Genomic DNA, 22,541 nt, shown 5'->3' with positions numbered 1-22,541 from the left:
CGGAAATACGATGTAAAGTGGCGTTATGATAGCATGACTAAGGCGTGTTGAATATTCACAAATCGTCTTGAGCGATACCTAAAAACGAATGTCTAAAAACGCCTGTCAGCATCCATCTGACACTTCATTGGATAAGATACCTATGCACTTTGAAACCACGTACCCTAAATCAATACTACCTGAGCAAAATAGTCTTGATTCAAATAATTTTGATTTAAAAAATACTGAATTATCCGAACCTGTAATTAATAATCCACCTAGACGGCAATTTACTCGCCAGCGTCGCCAGTTAAATGACGGTGAACGTAGACAATACGCTCTTTCTGCAAGCTTGCATCTGTCTAAGTTACAGCAAAGGCTACCAAAAAACGCATGTATTGGATTGTATTACGATGGCTTTGGTGAGTTACCTACCCAGCCACTGCTAGATTGGTGCGGACGCTTAGGCTATATACCTTATTTACCAGTGGTCGGCTCACTCGGTCGTACTAGCAATGGTAATAATGATAAACGCCTGCGATTTGTGCCTATTTATCACTCAAAACTGCTCAATGTACCGACGCGCATTCATCAATTAGGCATGAAACAAAACCACAGCCGTGCCCTGCTATGGGCGTCAGAACTAGACGTGATTATTTGTCCACTAGTGGCGGTAGACGTAAACGGCAACCGTATGGGTATGGGTGGCGGGTTCTATGATACGACGCTTGGTAACAGCTATCGCTCAGGGGCAAAAAAACCGTTAAAAATTGGCTGGTGCTATGACTTTCAGACGGTTGAGCAATTAGCACGTCAACCGTGGGATGTACCATTAGATGGCTTAATTACGCCAAGCGGCATGAGGTGGTTTTAATGAAAGATGATAAACAATTTAAAAAAGAAGACTCTAGCGCTGCTGATTCCAGTGCAGATAGTGTGGATGAGTATTTGCAGACATTAGGCAATGAAGACGCTAGGGAGCAACGTTACTACAGTCAAGAGCAGCCTTTTAGTTCTGATGAGATGACAAGGCTCATTAACGAAGAGCATCTAAATACGCTACTGGCGCAAAGTGATGAATTTTTGAGTAGCTTGAATGGTGAAATAGAGAACTTTGATGATGAGTATTAGAAAACATATTGATTGAGTAATAAAGACAAATGGAAAAAGGTGGGCATAGTACCTGTTTATACTAGCTACTACTTGTGATAGTTGCTATGTCCACCTTTTATATCAAACTCAGTTATTCAAACTATTTATTAAAGCACCATTGACGCAATCCAACCAAAGGCCAGTAGCGGAATGTTGTAATGCAAAAATGTCGGCACCACACTGTCTTTAATATGGTCATGTTGACCGTCGATGTTTAGACCAGAGGTCGGCCCTAATGTCGAATCTGACGCAGGCGAACCCGCATCGCCGAGCGCGCCAGCCGTACCGATAATCGCAACCGTTGCCAATGGCGAAAATCCTAATGAGATACACAGCGGTACATAAATCGCTGCCAAGATCGGAATCGTCGAGAATGACGAGCCAATACCCATGGTCACAATTAGGCCAACCAGTAGCATGATAAACGCAGCGATCGCTTTATTGCCAGCAAACAATGATGCCGCCCCATCGACCAATGGCTGAATCTGATCAGTCGCTTTCATGACTTCAGCAAACCCTTGTGCCGTAATTATAATAAAGCCAATCATCGCCATTAGCTTAATACCATCATTAAAGACTGAATCAGCCTCACGCCATTTAACGACACCAGTGGCCATAAATACACCAAAGCCAAACATTGAGCCAAGTAGTAACGAATCAGTATATAGTTGAACAACGAACGCAGTAACGATTGCAGCTAATGCAACCAGTGTCTTAAGCGTACTTTGAGACTTTGCATCAGCTGCTGTTTTACTTAAAGCATCACCCTCTAAAGCTGCATCATGCGCCTCTTTATCAACGGCAACTTGTTGATACTCACGTGGCTTACGATAGCTAATAAACACAGCCGTCAACAAGCCGACAAACATACCCAATGCTGGAATTGCCATTGCCTTAGTGACGGAGATATTGCTCACATCAATACCTGCTTCACCCACGTTTTTTAGCATGATTTGATTAAGGTAGATATCACCAAAGCCATAAGGAATAAACATATAGGTAGTGACCAACCCAAAAGTAATCAGACAAGCAATCAGACGTCTATCAATTTTCATACGATTAAATGCTAGTAGCAACGGTGGCACTAGCAACGGAATAAAGGCGATATGAATAGGAATTAAGTTTTGGCTAAAGCAGCTCATCACAATCAAACCTGCAAATAGCATGTACTTAATCATGCCACCAGTACCGCCAGCATCGATACGCTTGATGACCGATCCTGCCAGTGATTGCGGCAAGCCCGAGTGCGCAATCGCGACCGCAAACGCACCTAGTAATGCATACGACAGTGCAATTTCTGCTCCGTTACGAATGCCTGACTGAAAGGCTTCTAGCGTCTCAGTGATACCAAGACCTGCGATTAAGCCACCTGCGATTGCCCCTATTAATAAGCTAAGCACCACGTGTACTCGCGCCAGTGACAGCCCTAGCATGATCACTACCGCCAGTAATACTGCATTGATTGTCATGTGTGCCTCGTATTCTATTTACTTTGGTCTACTGTAATCTTATTAATATCTCATGATTTATAGATATCGCCATCGTCTTAAAAACGCTTTGTCTCAAGAACTCACCGTTTAAGACGCGCGATATTTTACCTTATTTTGCCTATAAAACCTATGTGTAGAATTCGCTAAATATAAGAGAGATTTATATACAAATGCTTGATGGAACCTAACTTTCACTTATGACTTATCACTTATGACCTTTTGCATAAAACAGGTAGCAGTATCGGACGTAATACTTATATAGATATAGGCATTTAACAAAGATAAGCACGTGACTTATTCAAAAAGCCTTGCAATTTTTTTCGTGAGCACCATTTATCTAACAATGAACCACGAACTTGACTTTACAAGTCTGGGGAACGAGGAAAAATATATGAGTGAACATAATATTGATAAAGACAACATCGACATCGATGTATCATCTGCCCTTAACACTGACACAACGTCTGACGCAAATGCCGACACTGACGTGAACATCAACGCTGACACGAACAATGAGACAGAAAGCTCATCTACAGATGAGTTAAATGCCTCGTCTGACACTGTCAAAGACAATGAAGATGAAAGCTATCTACCGCTGCTGGCATTACGCGACGTCGTCGTCTATCCACACATGCAGATTGCATTGTTTGTGGGACGCGCGCCATCGGTAAAAGCAGTAGAGCTGGCACAGGCTGAGTACGGCAATAAAGTACTGGTAGTCGCACAAAAAGACTCATTGACCGAAGATATTGATCAAGACAACTTGTATCAGTACGGTACAGTGTGCCGCATCGTCAGTACCATGCCACATGATAGCGATGAGAACTGCATTAAAGTACTGATCGAAGGTCAATACCGCGCTCGTGTCGATAACATAGAAGGTCATGACGACTTACTAATGGCGAGATTTGAGCGTGCTGATCTTGATGTCAGTATGGATGAAAGCCAACAGAAAAACACCATTCAAGCGTTAACTACATTATTTGAAAGCTATGCGGATGCACGACTTCGCAATGCACGTGAACTGACCCGTGTGGCCAAACGTATCGATGACTTGCTTGAGTTGGTTTATTTCATCTCAACTCGTGTGTCGATGGACCTCGATATCAAACAGTCTTTCCTAGAAGAAGATGATATCAAAACACATATCAATACTTTGACTGAGTATCTGGTAAAGCAAAGTGCTGAGCAAAACATCGAGCAAGATATTCAAGATGCTGTTCGTCAGCAAATGGAAGACAATCAGCGCGAATATTTCTTAAATGAAAAAATGAAAGCCATCAAAAATGAGCTGTCAGATATGAATGACGGCGCGTTCGATGGTGAAGATGATGTGGCTGAACTAGAGCAACGTTTAGAAGATGCTGATTTGCCAGAAGACGTGCGCAAAAAAGCGGAACAAGAATTCAAAAAGCTCAAAATGATGCCGCCTGCGTCAAGTGAATCGTCAGTGGTACGCAACTATATTGAATGGATTTTGGACACGCCGTGGAATGCGACGACCAAAGTCTCTATCAACTTAGACAAAGCCAAAACTGTATTAGACGAAGATCATTATGGTCTACAAGATGTGAAAGACCGCATCTTAGAGTACTTAGCCGTACAATCACGCGTGAAAAAACTTCGTGGTCCGATTCTATGTCTCGTCGGCCCTCCAGGTGTCGGTAAAACCTCATTGGGTGAGTCGATTGCCCGTGCCACTGGTCGTAAGTTTGTACGTATGGCGCTTGGCGGCGTACGTGATGAAGCAGAGATTCGTGGTCATCGCCGTACTTATATCGGTGCGATGCCAGGTAAAATCGTTCAGTCACTTGCCAAAGTAGAAGTCAAAAACCCGCTGTTCTTATTAGACGAAATCGATAAGATGGCACAAGACTTCCGCGGTGATCCAGCATCAGCGTTACTTGAAGTGTTGGATCCATCACAGAACGATACGTTCAACGACCATTATTTAGATATGGATTTAGACTTATCACAAGTGATGTTCATCTGTACTGCCAACAGCATGGATATTCCACCTGCGCTACTTGACCGTATGGAAGTCATTCGCTTGCCAGGTTATACCGAAGAAGAAAAGGTCAATATCGCACAGAAATACCTAGTGCCAAAAGCCATCAAGCAAAATGGTCTCAAAGAAGGCGAGATTGAGATTGTTGAAGCGGCATTGCACAGCATCGTCCGTAGCTATACTCGTGAAGCAGGTGTGCGTAACCTTGAGCGTGAAGTGAACAAGATCTGTCGTAAAGTGGTTCGCGGTTCAGTTGAAACTCATGGTGCTCGTGCTCCGAAAAAAGTAGAACGTCAGCTAGTGACAGTCGATGACAAAAACATCGATGACTACCTAGGTGTGCATCAGTATGACTACGGTCTGGCTGAAGAAGAGCCTGAGATTGGCCGTATTACTGGTCTTGCGTGGACACAAGTCGGTGGTGAGCTATTGACTATCGAAGCGGTCGGCATGAAAGGTAAAGGCGAGCTTAGCTTTACTGGTTCACTAGGCGATGTGATGAAAGAGTCGATTCGCGCGGCCATGAGTGTGGTTCGTGCTCGCGGTGATAGTTTAGGTATCGACTACGAGACATTTAAAACGACCGACGTCCACGTACATATGCCAGAAGGTGCCACGCCAAAAGACGGCCCATCTGCTGGTGGCGCCCTGACGACAGCATTGGTCTCTGCCCTAACTGGTATCGCTATCCGTCCAGATATTGCGATGACAGGTGAAATTACATTGCGCGGTAAAATCCTACGTATCGGTGGTCTCAAAGAAAAGCTGCTTGCGGCGCATCGCGGCGGTATCAAGCACGTCTTGATCCCAGCGACCAATGAGCGTGATCTAGCTGATATCCCTGATAACGTAAAAGAAGGCTTAACCATTCAGCCAGTTGCTACGATTGAAGAGATTTTAAAGGTAGCTTTGGTCAATATGCCGACACCAATCAAACCTGCCAAAGTGACGGTTGATAAAACCTCGGGTAAAGCACTGCACAATTAATTGAACTTCTATTAGACTTATCCTATAGATTAAGAAGCCGCTTATCACAATGATGGGCGGCTTTTTTATGTCTATCTATTATTTACTGCTAGCAATTTATACTTTTCCAAGTAGATTTCTCACAAATCTAAAGCCATTTAATGTCAAGAAGTACTTATGCTATCTCGTTTTGCAAACCCATACGTTACTTACATTTATTAACTGATTGTTGCGCATTTGATGAATAACTATAGCGTTAGCTTGGCTATACTGACTCCGATGTTAACGAATATTGACACTGACTTTTGTAGAAAAACAACGATAAATATTCGTATATATAACGAAAATCAGAAATAAAGACTAAAATAATTGGAGATAATAATGAATAAGACATTACTTGCAAGTACTCTATTATGTGGTTCAGCTTTAGCAATGACTGGTTGTCAAACGGTAGAAAGCCAAATGCAAACGGGCAATCCTTTAGCACAGCCAACACTGAAATCAACCATCAACACAGTAGATGGCGAAAAAAAAGAAGTTGGTCAAGTTTTCTTACGTCCAGTTGATGAGGGTGTCCAAGTTTACGGTAAGCTGATGAATCTACAGCCAGGGCAAACGGTGGCACTACATATCCATGAAACAGGAAGCTGTGCTGATATGGGTAAAGCAGCAGGTGGGCACTTTACTCCAGACGACAAGCCACACTCTAATCCAGACGATATGAATGGTCATGCAGGTGATTTGCCAAATCTAACTGCTAATGAAAATGGCGTTGCTACGGTCAATTACGTGAATAAGAAAATCGCAGCAACTGAAGCAGGTAAATATAGCGTAAACCGTCTAGCGTTTATCGTACATGGTGGTACGGATGATTATACTAGCCAGCCATCAGGTAATGCTGGTGACCGTGTCGCTTGCGGTATTATCGAAACAATGTAATAGCCCGCTAATAATATTTAAAGCTAAGCATTATTGAATGCTGAATATGATTAGTGATACAAAAAAACCTCTTAGATAGTCTAAGAGGTTTTCTTATGGGTTAACACTATTTATGACAAAGGTAAAAGAGGTTTACTCTTCTACCCACTCACCTTTACGCCAGTAGACACCCCAACGTGTGGCTTTGCCATTTTTCTCAGAGCCAATATACTGCTCTTTTTTCTTACGAGACCAACGCAAGATGGTTGGGTTACCATCAGGATCTTCATCTGGTCCTTCAAATAGATATTGGAACTTGTCTTCCATTTTATCTTTGATGTCTCTTAGCTCAGCCAGCTTGGGTGCTCGCGTCTCACGTACTTTGGGGAACTTAGAGGCTGCTAAGAACATTCCAGCGGCACCTTCACGCAAAATGAAATAATCATCATGCTTGGTCGATTTTAGCTCTGGCAGATGGATTGGATCCATACGTGGCGGTGCTGCTTCGCCTGTTTTTAGAACCTTGCGTGTGTTGTCACAATTCTGGCAAGCAAAGTACGGACCGAAACGTCCAGTCTTCAGTTCCATCTGTCCATCGCACTTATTGCAGTCAATAGTTGGTGCATCTGAGCCTGGGACTTCAAACTTACCTTCTTCTAGGACATAACCATCGCAATCAGGGTTATTACCGCAAATGTGTAGCTTGAGACCACCATCAACGATATAGCCGTTCATCGCTGTACCACATTTTGGACAGCGTTTTTTCTCCATCAAATCTTTAACTTCTGCCGCTTCGTCATCACCTTCCGCATCATCTAGATTGGCAAATGCTTCGACTGGCATTAGATTTTTGGTGCCTTTACAGCGCTCTTTTGGCGGTAAATTGTAACCCGTACAACCTAAGAACACGCCTGTTGAGCCCGTACGGAGCTGCATTGGACGATCACAAATATCACAATGAACGTCAGGTACATCGGTCGGGTCATTGGGACGCATGCCGTCTTTTTCTTTAGCACGCTCTAGAGTCGTTTTGAACTCACCATAGAAATTATCAAGCACATCTTTCCAATCTTGATCACCCTCTGCCACATGATCAAGCTTATCTTCAAGTGCAGCGGTAAAGGTATAATCCATCAAATCTGGGAAGCTAGCCGTCAATCTATCGGTGACAATATCACCCATCTTTTCAGCAAACAGACGCTTGTTCTCAAGCTTCACATAACCACGATCTTGAATGGTCGAGATAATTGAGGCATAAGTCGATGGACGGCCGATGCCTTTTTTCTCAAGCTCTTTCACTAGACTGGCTTCAGTATAGCGAGGTGCGGGCTTAGTAAAATGCTGACTCGGATCTAGTTTGTCTAGATTTAACTTATCACCTTTTTTAACATCAGGCAGTAAGGTATCGTCAGTTTTTGCTGGTGGCATAACTCTTGTGTAACCATCAAACACCATGGTACGACCACGGGCTTTTAGCTCGATATCATCTGCGCTTACAAACAGGTTCACTGACAGATATTTGGCAGGTAACATCTGACATGCCACAAACTGGCGCCAGATTAGCTCATATAGTCGTATTGCATCACGCTCAACGCCTTTGAGCTGCGTTGACTTCATGTTGACGTTAGAAGGACGAATCGCTTCATGCGCTTCTTGTGCCCCTTGCTTGTTGCCATAGAATTTCGGCTTTTCTGGTACATATTTTGCGCCATAGCTGTCTTCGATATGACCACGAACAGCAGCAAGTGCATCGCCCGATAAGAACGTCGAATCGGTACGCATATAAGTGATATGACCTGCTTCGTATAGACGCTGCGCCAAAATCATAGTTTTCTTAACAGAGAAGCCTAAGCGCGTACTAGCAGCCTGTTGTAAGGTCGAAGTAATAAATGGTGCACTTGGACGCGATTGCGTTGGTTTTTCTTCGCGTTCTTTAACGATAAAGTCATTGGTTTTTAGAACTTCTAATACTTTATCGGTCTGCTCTTTATTAGCAAGCTTAAGTGTTTTGCCACCTTTCTTATTTGCTTCTAAGCGAATGCCGATTTGCTCAGCGTCTTTCTTATTGTTGGCAACGTGCGTATCTGCATGAATCTGCCAGTACTCTTCTGGGATGAACGCGCGGATCTCATGCTCACGCTCAACGACCAAGCGCATAGCAACTGACTGTACACGGCCTGCCGACAGTCCGCGAGCAATCTTTTGCCATAACAGTGGCGACACCATAAAGCCAACAACACGGTCCAAGAACCGACGAGCTTGCTGCGCGTTCACACGGTCAATGTCTAATTTAGAAGGCTGCTTAAACGCGTTTTGAATAGCTGATTTGGTAATCTCATTAAAGACCACACGTTGATACTTGCTATCAGGTCCACCGATGACTTCTTTTAGATGCCAAGCAATCGCTTCCCCTTCTCTATCCATATCCGTTGCGAGATAGATTTTATCAGCGTCTTTGGCTAGTGCCTTGAGCTCTTTGATGACCTTAGTTTTGTTTGGCAATACTTCATAAACTGCTGCCCAGTCATGCTCTGGATTTATACCCATGCGGCGTACCAGTGCTTGTTGCGCCTTTTCTTCTTTGGTTAGACTGTCATCTTTTTTAGTGGTCGTTGCTTTCTTTGCGCTTTTGCTCGCACTGACCGGCAAATCACGGACGTGACCGATACTTGAGCGTACGATAAAGTCATCACCAAGGTATTTATTAATCGTTTTTGCCTTGGCTGGTGATTCTACAATCACCAAAGACTTACCCTTTGGGCTGTCAGCAGCTGGTGCTGGACTTTTTTTAGTTGTGGTTTTTGCCATGTTTGACGACACCATAATATAAGTAAATTAGAAGTAAGATTAAATTCAGCAGCACGGCAATTTATGGAAGCTGATACTCATGGTTTGGCCATGGTTCAGCTATTTATAGTAATAATAGCTGCTGACAAAAAAGGTTATTAAACAAATAATAACCATAAAATAAAGATATAGTTATAAAGACGTTACACTGCTAAGCGTTAAACTGTCAACTTTAAATAATTTGAATATGAAAAACCGCTTACATATTGCCCTTTAATGGAGACGAAAAAACGCTTTACTAGGTTTATGCTTGTTTTTGCATCTGTAGCGCCCATTTCTCAAGGTTTTCTTTGAGCACTAATAAGTCTGCTTCAATCCGTTTTTGATGGTACGTTGGATTAGATGCTGGGCGTACATAAGCAATATCTTCCCAATAGATAATAATGCTATTTGCCTTAGTCAATAGACCTTTGACAAACGGCTCGATACTTACTGGCAAATCTAACGGCACTTGATCCAAGCTAAAATCCGTCTTTTTAACCGTTGGATTATTGCTAATTTGACTAGAACGAATCGCACTTGGAATAGTAAGCGTCTTATCATCTGTACTGGTATCGATAAAACTGCTGTCTGGTCGCCACTGTCCATCAATCACTTGATAACGGGTATGCGGCAATTTAGTGTCTTCAAATATCAGGCAGTACTGTCCAAGCATACCGCGACCATACTCATTATCACGGCCTTTGATCCAATCAGGGCACGAAACGAGCTTTGGATTGAGCTGTAAACGACGCGCGGTCATGCGCAGCTTATCCAAACGCTGATCGATACCGTTTGGTTTAAGCGCCATCATACTCCCTAATACGAATAGTACAATGATAACGCCAATCAATGTTCCCATGATGGTCTGGCCTTTTGACTAAATGAAAAAAATACTAAGAGATATGGAGGTAAATATCACTTAGTTGACCGATACTTATAAATAGTATGTACAGATTACGGTTAGCACGATAATAAACAACTATATATAAAGGCTTATAATGAGCACTAACCATTAAAAATCAAGCGTTGTCATCCAATCGCGGTGCAGAAAACACTTTTAAAGCACGTGATAACTTATAAATTTACACTATTAAATCAGCTATTTAGAGCATATAGACTTACCGAACACAATACGCTATAAAAACCAGAGACAAAAAATGGACTGCTCAAAAAAGTGCTATGATAAACCATAATTTTAAACGCGCGCAGGTTTATTATGAATTATCTTATTGAGTCAAACTCATCAAGCGCTTATTACGCTCGCAAGCTAACGTATAAAGTCATTAGCAAAACAAGCATGAGCCTATCGCTACTCGGCGCGATAGTACTGACATTATCAGGCTGTGCCACTACTCAGGGTCTAACGCCGCAGCAATGTCAAAGCAGCAACTGGCAAGAAGTTGGCTACGCTGATGGCTCTCAAGGACGTTCAGGTGCCTACTTCGGTCACTATACCAATAGCTGCGCTAGTGCGGGCAGTGCTACGCCTAACCGTATCCAATGGGAGCAAGGGCGTCAGCAAGGTCTCAAAAACTACTGCACTGAGCTGAACGCTTATAAGCTCGGTCGCGAGGGCTATGACTGGCAACCTGTTTGCCCGCTAGAAGGTATTGAGACGTTAGAAGAAGCTTACTCTCAAGGGCGATATTATTATATCCGTCAGCGCGATCTCGACTACTTACGCTCGCCTTACCCATTTGGCTATAGACATGTAGGCTTCGGTTACGGCTATCGTCCATTTGGTTATGGCTGGTAAAAAAAGAAAACCTCACCAATGACTTAATTTGAGGTTTAAGTCGTTAATGAGGTTGGAGATAATTTTATTATTTTAATTGTTTTTATTATAGCGGTGCTGGTTGTCTTACTGGTTGGGCTATTGATTTATCTAGCCAGTTTTCTAATATAGAGCCAAAGCTACTAGTATTGACTCACAGTGCTTAAACTATTAAGTATTTATCTACTCATTCACAAATGCGATTTTGGTCAGTCCAGCATTACTTGCCGCTGCCAGTACTTGAGCGACCATATCGTACTTACCTTCTTTATCCGCACGTAACTGGACCGCCGGATTCTTACCAGTCGCGCCTTCTTGCTGCAAGCGTGTCTCTAACTCTTCCATGCTGATTGGATCACTGTCCCAGAATATTCCCGCGTCTTTATCAATGCTGACCTGAATCGCTTCTGGTGGCGTTTCATTAAGCGCTGCACTAGTCTCTGGCAAATCTAAAGGTACCGTCGGATTTAACACGGTCGCTGTCAATAAAAATATAATCATCAATACCAGCATGATATCGATAAGCGGAATAAGGTTCATTTCATCCATGCTTCGTACGTCATCATCACCCAATTGAAATGCCATAGTTACTCTCAATGCTTTTGGTTATTTTCACACAGCCAAGCCGTTTTTCGACTTGTCATTTTAGCCTTTATAGACTTAGCGCTTGTAGCCTTAATACTTGTAACGTCAACACTATTTATAGCTGCTTTGGCACAGAATTACTGTAGTTATTGCTATGCTGAGTCTCTCTCGTAGTTGAACGACTGCTTGATGCAGCGTGCACTGGTGAGGCACTAGCAGGATTGCTCGCGTTTACCTTTGTAGTGTCCACAAGACCAGTTGATTGCGCCAATAAATCATGCGCTCTATCATTGGCTTGATACATTATGCGACGATTGATACGTACTGCAAGGTTGTAAAACACCACAGCTGGAATCGCGACCGCAATACCCAGACCTGTCATGATTAGTGCCTCACCGACTGGCCCTGCAACCTGTCCCAACCCTGCCTGACCGCTCATACCAATATTGTGCAAGGCATGGAAAATACCCCATACAGTACCAAACAAACCAATAAATGGTGCAATCGCTGCTGTCGTACCAAGAATCGGCAAACCGCGCTCACTAGCAAAACGATAGCGACCAATATGCTTCAGTAGAGTCTGTTCAGTCACCAAGCGACGAGTGGCAGCATCAGAATTGACCAAGTCAGACTGTTTGGCTTGTAATTGCTGACTCAAATCATCTGCTACATTGGTCGCCAGTTTACGGCTTTGCAATACGCGGACGATACCTGTCACCCAAGAGAGAATAGATAACGCAAGCAACAAAAAGAACAACGTTTTTGTCACCATATCGCTGATTTGCCAATATTGCATAAAGTCCATGTCAGACTCCTTAATGTGTAATGCCATTACATGATGCTGAGGTAAATATCATGTTTAGTTTGATTATGAAAGATTATCAATAAATACGTTGTTATAAAATATGAGCTATCAAGGAACAGCGTAACTGATCGGTAGGGTCACATCACCTACTACGGGTACACCATTCTTAGTAAAAGGTTTGAATCTGCCAGACCGTACTTGACGTCTGGCCTCTTTATCTAATAGCGGATTACCTGATGATTGAGCAATTCGTACGTTATCAATACCACCTTGCTTGTTGACTCGTAATACTAAGACCACGTTAAGCGTATCACCAGAACGGGCTCTACGTGCCGCTCGCTCAGGGAAACTAAAGTTTGGTGCAGATGCCCAGTTAGCTGAGCTAGCAGTAAAGCTCACTGGCTCATTACTCTGTGCTAAAGCAGCTGCTGCTTCTGCCTCAGCTCTTGCTTGTGCAGCGGCCTCTGCGGCAGCTTTGGCATCAGCAACTCTTTTGGCTTCTTGCTCTGCCCTAGCCTGTGCCTCTTGCTCTGCCTTTCTAGCTTGTCGCTCTGATTCAGCTTGGGCAGCTGCTTTGCGCTGTGCTTCAGCCGCTGAATTATCAACCTTCGGTTTCGGTAGTGGCTCTTTTGGGGCGACCTTTTGACTGGTATCAGGACGAGGCTTTTCTGACGCTATAACAGGCGTCACTCTCGGCTCTGTATTTTTTACCACAGGCTCTTTTGGTTTTGCTGGTGTCTCTACTGGTTGTCTAACAGGTTCTTTAGGCTTTGGTTCAGGTTGCGGCGCTGGCTGAACTGGTACCTCAGGCTGTACTTCTTTTTTAGCTGTGACTGTTTGCTTTTCGACCTCAGTTAAGACCGTTTCAGCCGGTAACGACACAAACTTTATCTCAAGCGGGGACATCTCTTTTTTTGGCTCAGGTTTGAGTTCAGGTGTTTTTATTGCCACTAATGCAATTGCGGCAAGCACATGGAGTCCTATGACTGCGACAATGGCTAGCAATAGCGATTTAAGTGGTGGCGCGTCTAAATCCGTTGAACTCATAACAGCCTAATGTTTATTACTCGAAATATAATGACGTAGATAATAATGCAAACGATAATTATTATCAATAATAATTTAGGATATTTCTTCTATTTAATACATTTCTAACACGTAATGTTGCTTAATAGTTTTACCTATCGGAACTATCGCTTTTGTGAACATTATCTATTTCTAACACCTACTATCTTAAAGCTTATTTCTCATCAAATTATATATTAGTTTAATATAGCAAGTACCGTTAATAAAAACCATTATCATTTATATTGATAATGAGTCTCAATTACTTTAGTATAACGCCTATATTGCTTACTCATACTATTTTAGTCAAAACGATTCTTATAGAAATTTAGTTGGTTGGTACCAAGTAAATTATTTATTTTGTACTTTTTATCTCAAGCATTTTTCAGACTTAATATTTTTAATATCATTCATTTGCAATTACTTTAGACGATTGCTTAAACATTTTTTGATAGACCGAGTTCATTATGCCTACTACCTTATTATCTAGCAGATCTACCGCATCTTTTTTCAAACGTCCATTATTGACTGCTGCTATGACAGCATTGTTAGCTACTGTCGTGGCAGGATGTAGCTCGACTGAAACCAATGATTCTGAGCCAGCAGACGCAAAAACTGAAAACCCAACGGCTGATGAGTCACTGAACGTTGCTAATAACGATAATGTATCTGCTGAGAAAATTACGGTAAACACCGTAAAAGGTGATATTGAGCTTGCCATGAACCCATCACCACTTGTCGTTTACGATATGACGTTGATGCAAAACTTAGCTGCATTAGATGTGGCAGTTGATGGTGCGCCTGGCGGTCTATTACTAGAAAATCTACACTCAGAAACACAACCTGATCCAAAAGCGGTAGGTACGGTATTTGAGCCAGATCTTGAAGCGCTAAACGCGATGCAACCACAAGCTATCTTGGTCGGTTCACGCATGGCAGAAAAATACGACGAGCTATCAAGCATCGCACCGACATTGGACATGAGTATTGATACAGCCAATATTTATGAGTCAAGCAAGCAGCGACTACATGATCTAGGCGCGTTGTTTGGTAAAAGTGATCAAGCAGCTAAGCTCCAACAGAACATCGATGGCCTCATCACTGAGACCAAGAGTCTGACAGAAGAAAATAAAGGGACTGGCCTAGTAGTCATGGTCAATGGCAACAAAATGTCAACCTATGGGGAAAAGTCTCGCTATGGTTTTATCCATACTGTGTTAGGTGTACCAATGTCAGATGACCAAGTTACCGATGCGCCTCACGGTCAGCCGATATCGTTTGAATACATTCAAAAAGCCAATCCAGATTGGTTATTTGTTGTCGATCGTAGTGCCGCGATTGGTGAAGACGGTATTGGTGCCAAGGCCGTATTAGACAACCCCTTGGTTGCCCAAACCAACGCATGGAGCAAACAGCAGGTGGTTTATTTGAGCCCAGACTCGTACTTAGCATTTGGCGGCTACTATCAATGGATGCAGGATCTAACAACGATTAAAGATGCTTTTGCTAGTGCTAAATAACGTTGTTTTCTATGCAAACGATTGTTACACCAGTAAATATTATTACCGTTAACACTGTTCATTTTTAAGCCAGTAGAGATTATGTCGTTATTTTCACACCGTGCTCATGCTGGGATCAATCCCAGCAAGTCTCTAGACCATAAATATCGACGTACCGTCATACCACCATGGTTCATCAATACAGCAAGCCTCATTCTTATGGGGCTTTTAGTGTTATTAAGCTTATCTATTGGTGTGGCTGACTTCTCGTGGTCAGGTATCTTACAGAGTCTTTTGACTCAGAGTGCCAATTCCGACAGCTCACTACTATTGGTTAGCCGCATACCGCGCACTATCGCGATTATCTTGACTGGTATTTCGATGGCAGTGGCTGGAATGATTATTCAGGTGGTGCTAAAAAACCGCTTTGTAGAACCATCCATGGTTGGTGCGACGCAAAGTGCTGCACTTGGATTGCTGATAGTCAGTTTACTGTTTCCTGCCAGCGCCCTCATCGTCAAAATGAGCGTGGCAACCATCGCTGCTGTCTTTGGCATGATGCTATTTATGCTATTAATTCATCGTATTCCGCCCACTGATTTTTTGATGATTCCGCTGATTGGCATCGTTTTTGGCGGTATCATTGAAGCAGTCACCACCTTTATCGCCTATCAAACTGAATCACTACAGATGCTAAGTGTATGGCAGTTTGGTGACTTCTCAGGTGTGCTAGCAGGACGTTATGAGCTGCTTTGGCTTACGGGCGGACTGTGCGTGTTGGCTTATATCATTGCTGACAAGCTGACTATCGTCGGCTTGGGTGACAATATCGCATTGAATTTGGGTATTAGTAAGCGTCAGGTTACTTGGATTGGCGTCGGTATGGTTGCCATGATGAGTGCTGTTGTCGTTGTCACCGTTGGGATGATTCCTTTTATTGGGCTGGTCGTGCCAAACATTGTGAGCCGACTCATGGGAGATAAGCTGCGTCGCAGTTTGCCAGCCGTTGCCCTGCTTGGTGCTTCAGCTGTATTACTGTGCGATATTATCGGGCGCTCTATTCGCTATCCATTTGAAGTGCCCGTCGCCACTGTATTCGGTGTGGTTGGTACGGTACTGTTTTTATGGCTGTTATTACGTGCTCCAGCTGAACAGTAGCATTATGTTTACTAACTCTGTATTCACTTTCAGCACTCATTTACCGTCGTTTGTTTTTGCTTTATTAGCTAAGCTTGGCACCATAGGGGTTTTATATGTTCTCATCAACTAAGCTTACTTCTACAAAGATTGGTGCTACCAAAACCAGTACAGCGATAGATGACTCATCTTCGACAGACGGTCAGTATTCAGCCGCTGCCCAAAGTCAGTTAGCAAAATTTTGGGCATTCATAGCTGCACACCCAAAATCCATAGCAGCTATCATCCTACTTATCTCAATGACTTTATTTCTGACTCTCAATGTCAATGGCTATTGGGATTTTGCGCTGCCACTACGCGGTAAAAAACTACTGGCATTAATGGTAGTTGGCTACGCGATTGGCGTATCGACGTTACTGTTCCAGACATTGACCCATAACCCCATTCTAACGCCTTCCCTACTCGGGTTTGATTCGCTCTATGTTCTGTTGCAAAGCTTGCTGGTTTTCTTTTTAGGTGCGATTAGCTTTACCAGTCTCGATCCTATTGCCAAATTCACGCTAGAGATTGTCCTAATGTTTGGGACATCTTTATTATTGTTTAAGCTACTATTCTCTAAGAGCAATCAGGATTTGACGCGCTTGATATTGGTAGGTGTGATCTTTGGCGTATTGTTTCGCAGTTTATCAGCACTCATTGCACGGCTAATTAATCCTGATGATTTTGTGGTCGTGCAGTCTGCCAGTTATGCTCAGTTCAATACGGTCAACCCTCAATTACTGGGTATCAGCTTATTTATCTGTGCTATTACGGCGATATTCGTATGGCGCTGGCGCTATCAATGCGATGTATTGATGCTTGGTAAATCCCAAGCCATCAACCTTGGTATCAACTATCAACGCTTAGCATTTGGTTTATTAACTGTCATCGCTGTACTGGTTGCCACAGCCACGGCATTAGTTGGCCCTGTGACGTTCTTTGGTCTATTGGTATGTGCATTGACCAATCGTATTGCCCGTCATATGTATCACAGTGAGCGGCTCATATTGGTCAGTTTGGTCGCTATGATTTGCTTGGTGCTGGGTCAAACTATCTTTGAGCAAGTGTTAGACATGGCAGGCGTACTATCCGTGGTAATAGAGCTAGCGGGCGGATTGATGTTTTTGGCATTGATATTTATGTCTCAACGTCGCTCGTTATGACTACTTAGCTGACACTATTCATTTAGCCAATACGGTTCATCAAGAAAACCCTAAGATTTTTTAAAATAAGACGATTATGATTAAACTGAATAATATCTCTCACCATATCGATAAACAACAGATCTTGCATGACATTACATTGACCTTACCAACAGCACAGGTGATTGCTCTGATTGGCCCTAATGGCGCTGGGAAGTCTACGTTGTTTTCTGTCATGGCCCGCTTGCAGCCGCTACAATCTGGTCAAGTGAGCTTCGGTGAACATGATATTGTCAGCTGTCAAGCACGGACACTTGCCAAGACTGTCGCTATGCTCGGGCAAGACAATCATGTACAAGGACGCCTGCGCGTACATGAGCTGCTGATGTTTGGGCGCTATCCATATCATCAAGGACAACCCACCGCAGATGATCAGCAAAAAGTGCAAGAAATCCTCGAACGCTTTGAGCTTGAGCCACTTGCCGAGCGCTTCTTGTCGACGCTGTCAGGTGGACAGCGTCAGCGCGTACTTATCGCTATGATTGTCTGCCAAGATACGCCCTATCTGCTGCTCGATGAGCCATTAAACAACTTGGATATGTATCATTCGGGCCGCCTCATGCGTGAGCTACGTCAGCTTAGCCACAGTCAGCAAAAGACCGTGGTGATTGTCTTACATGATATCAATCAAGCCACACAATTCGCTGACACCGTAGTCACCATGAAAGAAGGCCAAGTGATGGCGGTTGGTCAGCCTGTCGATGTCATCACGCAAGAAACGATGAAAGAGTTATACAACGTCGATGTAACTGTGTTAAACCATCAAGGCCGTCCAGTGATTGTTGATACGGTTTAGTGTCTTGTATTATACGTAATAAAAAACTCAATACATTGCCAGTACGAATGCCATCGCCTTCGCACCAACACTATATTGAGCATATTAACTGTATGTCTTAATATCTTATGTCTTAGTACCTATCGGAGCTTTTGTGCCGCTTTCAGTCGTTGTTGTCGACCTTTCCACCACAGATAAACGCCCGTAATGGACAACACTGTCACAGCCAAACCTACCAACGCTAAAAATATTTGATACAGCAAATGGCCGATACCGTGACTAATATGTCCCATATGTGAGGTCAATAACCAGTGATTGGTTTTACCACCAAATGATGAGTTTTGATAACCAAAGTTCACGCGTTCAACACTCCCTGTCTTTGCACTGACCGTGATAGATGAAGCACCGCCTTTTTTGCCAATATCTTTATCCGTCTTAAAGCGCAGTTGCCATTGACTGTCATCCTCAATCCAACGTATACCCAATAGCTGCTGTACACTCATGCCCTGACGTTGAGCCGCGATATCTGCCTGCTCGCTTAAATAAGCAATGCTATTGGCTTTATTGACCACATCAACAGTATCTCGAGTACTGTTGTCAGTAGCTTCAGTGCTAGCGCTAGCCTCGACACTAGGTGCCTTTCTCATTTTTTCAGGTGGTTTTTTTGATTTTTCTTGTCTTTCGCCTCGGCCCTCTAATCCAACGACTGCTTGCATCACGGGTCGATATACTTGCTGTAAATTAAAACCGACACTCGACCAAGCGATGACAAATAAAATACCCCAAAGCCATAACCCAAAAGCATGATGCAAATCATAATTGAGTTTAAACAGGTTACTCTTAGTACGAATTTTCCATGCGGGCAACCAACGCTTTAGAAATGACGCACGTTTTTTAGCGGATTGCTTTTTCTGCGTCTTTTTCTTTTTAGTGGCTCTAGGAAAAGTCAAATAAAAGCCAATAAAGCAATTAATCGTCCAAACGAGCGAGACAATACCTAATATCAGCTTGCCAATATCATCAAGCAACAAATCACGATGTAGCCAAAACACTTTCCACATAGTGTTACGCCATGCCCACTCATCTCTATCACGAGTACCGATGATATCGCCTGTATAGGGGTGAACATAAACTTCTTGAAACGGTGCTTTTGGTTGATTTTGGGCGGCCTTACCTCGGACTCTATCTACCGAAAACACCGCAGCCCGATCAGCTTCTATTGAGGTTGGCATACTAGAAAAGGTATGCTGCGGGTAAGCACTGATGACCCTATCATGAAGCGTGGCAATAGGCAGTTGCGGTGTCTCCTGGACATCAACCTGAGCCAGTTTATGATTGAAGACATCATCCAACTCCTCATGAAATGCCAATAGCGTGCCAGTAATACCAGCAATAATTAAAAAAGCGGCCATGGCAAGACCAGTATAACGATGAATCCAAAGACAGCTATAGCGAAGATTAAATGACATAAATAAATCTGCTGTTATATTATGATAGTTATTGATTAAAAAGTTAAAGCATTAGAAAATTAAAAAAGCTTCTTTAAAAGGCCTACTGAAAGAGGTTCACTTAAAGAAAGCCATTTAAAAACATTACTGACAGCACAAAAGGTCTGAACCAATAGCTCAGACCTTTTATGATTGAACAAACCTTGTGCCTACCGATTAGAAGTCAACGCTAACGTCGAACACATAAGTACGACCTGGCTCATTAAACGTACGTGCACCAGCATTCGTAGCAGTACCTTCGCGATAAACACCCGTATCAAATAAATTTTTGACACCAGCCCCAACGGTTATACCACTAGTCAAATCATAGCGAGTGCCAATATTAGCAATGGCATACGGCTCGCGATCGAGCAACGGGTCACCACTATCTTCTCCTGTCGTAACTGAAATCGTAGGGGCTTCAATCGTGCCGTAGTAGCTCACATCAAAGTCAGCATTCCAGCGCGGCGTAATATCCCAATCGACACCCGTGTTCACAGTGAACTTAGGAATGAGTGATAATGGCTCGCCATTGTCTTTTCGCTCTGAGCGGATGTTTCCAGTGATGTTAGAAGACCATGAAACATTGTCAGTGACTGGTACTTGTACAAAACCTTCTAAACCTTCGACAATTGCCTCGCCTTGGTTGTCCCATACGAAGATCGAGCGGCCTGTCGCTGTATCTAGCGCCACACGATCCGTACCAGCGCCAATGCGGTTATCATAGGCATTATGGTAATAAGTCAAGCCAGCATTCAATCCAGTGCCATCATCATAGGTAAAGGTCAGCTCTTTGTTCCAAGAAGTTTCGTTTTCTAGGTCAGGGTTACCCAATACATGACAACCCTTTTCATCATCAGGCACCCAAGATGGGCAACCATTACCACCAGTATAATAAATATAGTTTGGATCCAGCTGGTATAGCGATGGCGCTTTAAATGCACGACTGACACCTGCCTTCACTGACCAATCAGGGCTAAAGTGCCATGTGGTATTGATACTAGGCGACCAGTTGCTGCCAGCTTCGCTATGATAGTCAAAGCGTAAGCCTGGCGTGATATACCAATCAGGCGTAATCTCATAGTTGTCTTCTAAGTAAGCACCGATGAGATAAGCATCTGAGGTTGGATCACGCTTTTCAGGGTCGGTCTCTACATCACCAAAATCAAAACCATCTGCAAATGACAAGTCAGATACCACAGGGTTATCCAGCTTTTCACCGCGGAACTCAGCACCAGCAGTCAAGGTATGACGATCAAAATAAACATCCCACTCTGACTTAGCATTTAGCGTGTCGTAAGTCGCTTCTGTCCACTCAAAATCTTCGCCGTCGTCAGGTAGCTGAATTTGACCTTCACCACCGCCTGCACTACCTTCACCCAAGCGCTCATTAATGGTCCGAGTGTACTCTATAAAGCTGTTACTACTAGCGTTATCGTACTCACCGCGATGGGTGATCGCCGCGCCGTAGCGTTGCATCTTATTGGTTGTTTCACCATCTAACTCATCTAACAAATTTTCGTTCACGGTTTGGAATAATGAATCACCTGCCCAGCGATTCTCTTGACGGCTATAATTGACCTCAACACCGACCGTATTCATCGCATCCATTGCGTATTCAAACAACTGACGCACATCGATATTTTCGACACCTTCAGTACCTGCTGCTACTGAGTCATCTAGCGCTTCTGCCGCATTGATATAAGGATCGTCCCCTTCGCTATCGTGGTAACCAAGGGTAGTACGTGAGGACAGCTTATCAGTCAAAGGACCAGACATATTGACGTTAGTACGCCAGCTGCTGCCTTCTAAATCGCTTTCTGGTGCCTCATAGTGACCAGTCACAGAAAACTCTGACTCAGTCGGGCGCTTGGTAATGATATTTACCACACCGCCCATACTTCCAGAGCCATAGCGAGCAGCTGCTGGGCCACGCAATACTTCAATGCTCTCGATAGCGCCTGGTGGTACCCACTGCGAGTCACCACGCGTGTCCTGCTCACTACCACGACTAGGTCGTGAGGAATTACGAGAAGTGACAGGACGACCATCGATTAAGATAAGTGTGTTGTTTGGCCCCATACCACGCAAGTCAATCTGTCGTTGGTTACCACGTTGACCTGACGTCGACGATCCTGACAAATTCACACCTGGCATCTTACGGACAATCTCCGAGATATCATTAGAAATGGATGCTTTTTCGATGGCTTCTTTACTAATGACAGACAGCCCTGCCGCCTGCTCTAACCCCTCTCTTGCCGCTCGTACCACAATGGTATCTAGTGTCGTCGTAGGCATCGCTTCTTGCTCGGTCACTCCTTGAACTGACACCTCGTCACTCTCCGCAGCAACAGCCGTGCTACTAAGAATAGATGCCACAGCGATACTTAGCAAAAGCTTACCATTCACGACGCGTTGAAGGTTTTTCGGAGAAGTGATGACTGAAGAATCAGAGCAACCTGATTGGTTTGACATAAATAATATTCCTTGAAGCGCTCAGTTTCCTTAATACCTATTTGTCTCACCGTCAGTGAACGGTTTTAGCCACTTTCTATGCAATGCTATTGATGCTTTCTCGGTGCAAGCACACATAAGTAGACGTATTCGCAAATACGTGTGTTACTAAAAAATAGCTAAATATCGCCAAGAGGCTCAAATATGAATATAGGGCAAATGAATAAAGGCATGTACTGAGTAGGGTTAAAAGTTTGATGACGCTATAACTGGCATTGGCCAACGAATTAAATATTTATCGCAATAAAGTCTCTATAAACAGAATAGAGTGAAGAGCTATTAACTGTTCTGTAATGAACGAAACACACTTTAGCAAG

Annotated in this window: 17 protein-coding genes; 9 read left to right on the top strand and 8 right to left on the bottom strand. The window is 43.5% G+C overall.

The window, feature by feature from the left end:
• Window positions 1–88 precede the first annotated feature (88 nt).
• Complete coding sequence (locus ACT3QN_RS04970; RefSeq protein ID WP_444522458.1) at window positions 89–853, top strand: 5-formyltetrahydrofolate cyclo-ligase; 765 nt, start codon at window positions 89–91, stop codon at window positions 851–853.
• Window positions 853–1,110, top strand: a complete 258-nt coding sequence (locus ACT3QN_RS04965; RefSeq protein ID WP_444522457.1) for a hypothetical protein — start codon at window positions 853–855, stop codon at window positions 1,108–1,110. The genes ACT3QN_RS04970 and ACT3QN_RS04965 overlap by 1 nt, the downstream gene beginning before the upstream one ends.
• A 128-nt stretch (window positions 1,111–1,238) precedes the next feature.
• Here ACT3QN_RS04965 and ACT3QN_RS04960 read toward each other — a convergent pair whose 3' ends face one another.
• Complete coding sequence (locus ACT3QN_RS04960; protein WP_444529084.1) at window positions 1,239–2,600, bottom strand: Na+/H+ antiporter family protein; 1,362 nt, start codon at window positions 2,598–2,600, stop codon at window positions 1,239–1,241.
• A gap of 412 nt (window positions 2,601–3,012) precedes the next feature.
• On the opposite strand from ACT3QN_RS04960, the gene lon reads away from it, so the two are divergent.
• Together lon and ACT3QN_RS04950 are read left to right on the top strand one after the other, a co-directional pair.
• Window positions 3,013–5,616 (top strand): endopeptidase La, encoded by a 2,604-nt coding sequence (lon, locus tag ACT3QN_RS04955; RefSeq protein ID WP_444522455.1) that lies wholly within the window; start codon window positions 3,013–3,015, stop codon window positions 5,614–5,616.
• A gap of 360 nt (window positions 5,617–5,976) precedes the next feature.
• Complete coding sequence (locus ACT3QN_RS04950; RefSeq protein ID WP_444522454.1) at window positions 5,977–6,534, top strand: superoxide dismutase family protein; 558 nt, start codon at window positions 5,977–5,979, stop codon at window positions 6,532–6,534.
• A 132-nt stretch (window positions 6,535–6,666) separates the two neighbouring features.
• Here the strand turns inward: ACT3QN_RS04950 and topA are convergent, their stop codons facing one another.
• Together topA and ACT3QN_RS04940 are read right to left on the bottom strand one after the other, a co-directional pair.
• Window positions 6,667–9,321, bottom strand: a complete 2,655-nt coding sequence (gene topA / locus ACT3QN_RS04945; RefSeq protein ID WP_444529083.1) for a type I DNA topoisomerase — start codon at window positions 9,319–9,321, stop codon at window positions 6,667–6,669.
• 283 nt (window positions 9,322–9,604) lie between these two features.
• Window positions 9,605–10,201, bottom strand: coding sequence for a hypothetical protein (locus ACT3QN_RS04940; protein ID WP_444522452.1), 597 nt, complete (start codon window positions 10,199–10,201; stop codon window positions 9,605–9,607).
• A 357-nt stretch (window positions 10,202–10,558) separates the two neighbouring features.
• Here ACT3QN_RS04940 and ACT3QN_RS04935 point away from each other — a divergent pair, with 357 nt between their 5' ends.
• On the top strand, window positions 10,559–11,098 hold the full coding sequence (locus tag ACT3QN_RS04935) for a DUF2799 domain-containing protein (protein ID WP_444522451.1): 540 nt from the start codon (window positions 10,559–10,561) through the stop codon (window positions 11,096–11,098).
• 201 nt (window positions 11,099–11,299) lie between these two features.
• On the opposite strand, the gene ACT3QN_RS04930 is transcribed toward ACT3QN_RS04935, so the two are convergent.
• From ACT3QN_RS04930 to ACT3QN_RS04920, 3 genes are all read right to left on the bottom strand, one after another.
• Entirely contained in the window at window positions 11,300–11,701 is a 402-nt protein-coding gene (locus tag ACT3QN_RS04930) for an ExbD/TolR family protein (protein WP_444522450.1), read from the bottom strand.
• A 115-nt stretch (window positions 11,702–11,816) separates the two neighbouring features.
• Window positions 11,817–12,506 (bottom strand): MotA/TolQ/ExbB proton channel family protein, encoded by a 690-nt coding sequence (locus tag ACT3QN_RS04925; protein WP_444522449.1) that lies wholly within the window; start codon window positions 12,504–12,506, stop codon window positions 11,817–11,819.
• 108 nt (window positions 12,507–12,614) lie between these two features.
• A complete protein-coding gene (locus ACT3QN_RS04920; RefSeq protein ID WP_444521474.1) occupies window positions 12,615–13,553 on the bottom strand; it encodes an energy transducer TonB in 939 nt (312 codons plus the stop codon).
• A 485-nt stretch (window positions 13,554–14,038) separates the two neighbouring features.
• Here ACT3QN_RS04920 and ACT3QN_RS04915 point away from each other — a divergent pair, with 485 nt between their 5' ends.
• From ACT3QN_RS04915 to ACT3QN_RS04900, 4 genes are all read left to right on the top strand, one after another.
• Complete coding sequence (locus ACT3QN_RS04915) at window positions 14,039–15,091, top strand: siderophore ABC transporter substrate-binding protein (protein WP_444521473.1); 1,053 nt, start codon at window positions 14,039–14,041, stop codon at window positions 15,089–15,091.
• An 81-nt stretch (window positions 15,092–15,172) separates the two neighbouring features.
• A complete protein-coding gene (locus tag ACT3QN_RS04910) occupies window positions 15,173–16,228 on the top strand; it encodes an ABC transporter permease (protein ID WP_444522448.1) in 1,056 nt (351 codons plus the stop codon).
• 95 nt (window positions 16,229–16,323) lie between these two features.
• Window positions 16,324–17,409, top strand: coding sequence for an iron chelate uptake ABC transporter family permease subunit (locus ACT3QN_RS04905; RefSeq protein WP_444522447.1), 1,086 nt, complete (start codon window positions 16,324–16,326; stop codon window positions 17,407–17,409).
• Between the two features lie 76 nt (window positions 17,410–17,485).
• On the top strand, window positions 17,486–18,244 hold the full coding sequence (locus ACT3QN_RS04900; protein ID WP_444522446.1) for an iron ABC transporter ATP-binding protein: 759 nt from the start codon (window positions 17,486–17,488) through the stop codon (window positions 18,242–18,244).
• Window positions 18,245–18,363: 119 nt separating this feature from the next.
• Here ACT3QN_RS04900 and ACT3QN_RS04895 read toward each other — a convergent pair whose 3' ends face one another.
• A complete protein-coding gene (locus tag ACT3QN_RS04895) occupies window positions 18,364–19,692 on the bottom strand; it encodes a PepSY-associated TM helix domain-containing protein (protein WP_444522445.1) in 1,329 nt (442 codons plus the stop codon).
• A 195-nt stretch (window positions 19,693–19,887) separates the two neighbouring features.
• Entirely contained in the window at window positions 19,888–22,185 is a 2,298-nt protein-coding gene (locus tag ACT3QN_RS04890; protein WP_444529082.1) for a FepA family TonB-dependent siderophore receptor, read from the bottom strand.
• Window positions 22,186–22,541 lie beyond the last annotated feature (356 nt).

Origin of the sequence: Psychrobacter sp. AOP7-C1-14, from assembly GCF_052376135.1 — a bacterium.
Lineage (GTDB): Bacteria > Pseudomonadota > Gammaproteobacteria > Pseudomonadales > Moraxellaceae > Psychrobacter.
This window is presented reverse-complemented; position numbering and strand designations above follow the sequence as displayed.

Coding starts and splice junctions, on each gene's coding strand:
- ACT3QN_RS04970 (WP_444522458.1), top strand. CDS start 89: ATGTCTAAAAACGCCTGTCAGCATCCATCTGACACTTCATTGGATAAG.
- ACT3QN_RS04965 (WP_444522457.1), top strand. CDS start 853: ATGAAAGATGATAAACAATTTAAAAAAGAAGACTCTAGCGCTGCTGAT.
- ACT3QN_RS04960 (WP_444529084.1), bottom strand. CDS start 2,600: ATGACAATCAATGCAGTATTACTGGCGGTAGTGATCATGCTAGGGCTG.
- lon (WP_444522455.1), top strand. CDS start 3,013: ATGAGTGAACATAATATTGATAAAGACAACATCGACATCGATGTATCA.
- ACT3QN_RS04950 (WP_444522454.1), top strand. CDS start 5,977: ATGAATAAGACATTACTTGCAAGTACTCTATTATGTGGTTCAGCTTTA.
- topA (WP_444529083.1), bottom strand. CDS start 9,321: ATGGCAAAAACCACAACTAAAAAAAGTCCAGCACCAGCTGCTGACAGC.
- ACT3QN_RS04940 (WP_444522452.1), bottom strand. CDS start 10,201: ATGGGAACATTGATTGGCGTTATCATTGTACTATTCGTATTAGGGAGT.
- ACT3QN_RS04935 (WP_444522451.1), top strand. CDS start 10,559: ATGAATTATCTTATTGAGTCAAACTCATCAAGCGCTTATTACGCTCGC.
- ACT3QN_RS04930 (WP_444522450.1), bottom strand. CDS start 11,701: ATGGCATTTCAATTGGGTGATGATGACGTACGAAGCATGGATGAAATG.
- ACT3QN_RS04925 (WP_444522449.1), bottom strand. CDS start 12,506: ATGGACTTTATGCAATATTGGCAAATCAGCGATATGGTGACAAAAACG.
- ACT3QN_RS04920 (WP_444521474.1), bottom strand. CDS start 13,553: ATGAGTTCAACGGATTTAGACGCGCCACCACTTAAATCGCTATTGCTA.
- ACT3QN_RS04915 (WP_444521473.1), top strand. CDS start 14,039: ATGCCTACTACCTTATTATCTAGCAGATCTACCGCATCTTTTTTCAAA.
- ACT3QN_RS04910 (WP_444522448.1), top strand. CDS start 15,173: ATGTCGTTATTTTCACACCGTGCTCATGCTGGGATCAATCCCAGCAAG.
- ACT3QN_RS04905 (WP_444522447.1), top strand. CDS start 16,324: ATGTTCTCATCAACTAAGCTTACTTCTACAAAGATTGGTGCTACCAAA.
- ACT3QN_RS04900 (WP_444522446.1), top strand. CDS start 17,486: ATGATTAAACTGAATAATATCTCTCACCATATCGATAAACAACAGATC.
- ACT3QN_RS04895 (WP_444522445.1), bottom strand. CDS start 19,692: ATGTCATTTAATCTTCGCTATAGCTGTCTTTGGATTCATCGTTATACT.
- ACT3QN_RS04890 (WP_444529082.1), bottom strand. CDS start 22,185: ATGTCAAACCAATCAGGTTGCTCTGATTCTTCAGTCATCACTTCTCCG.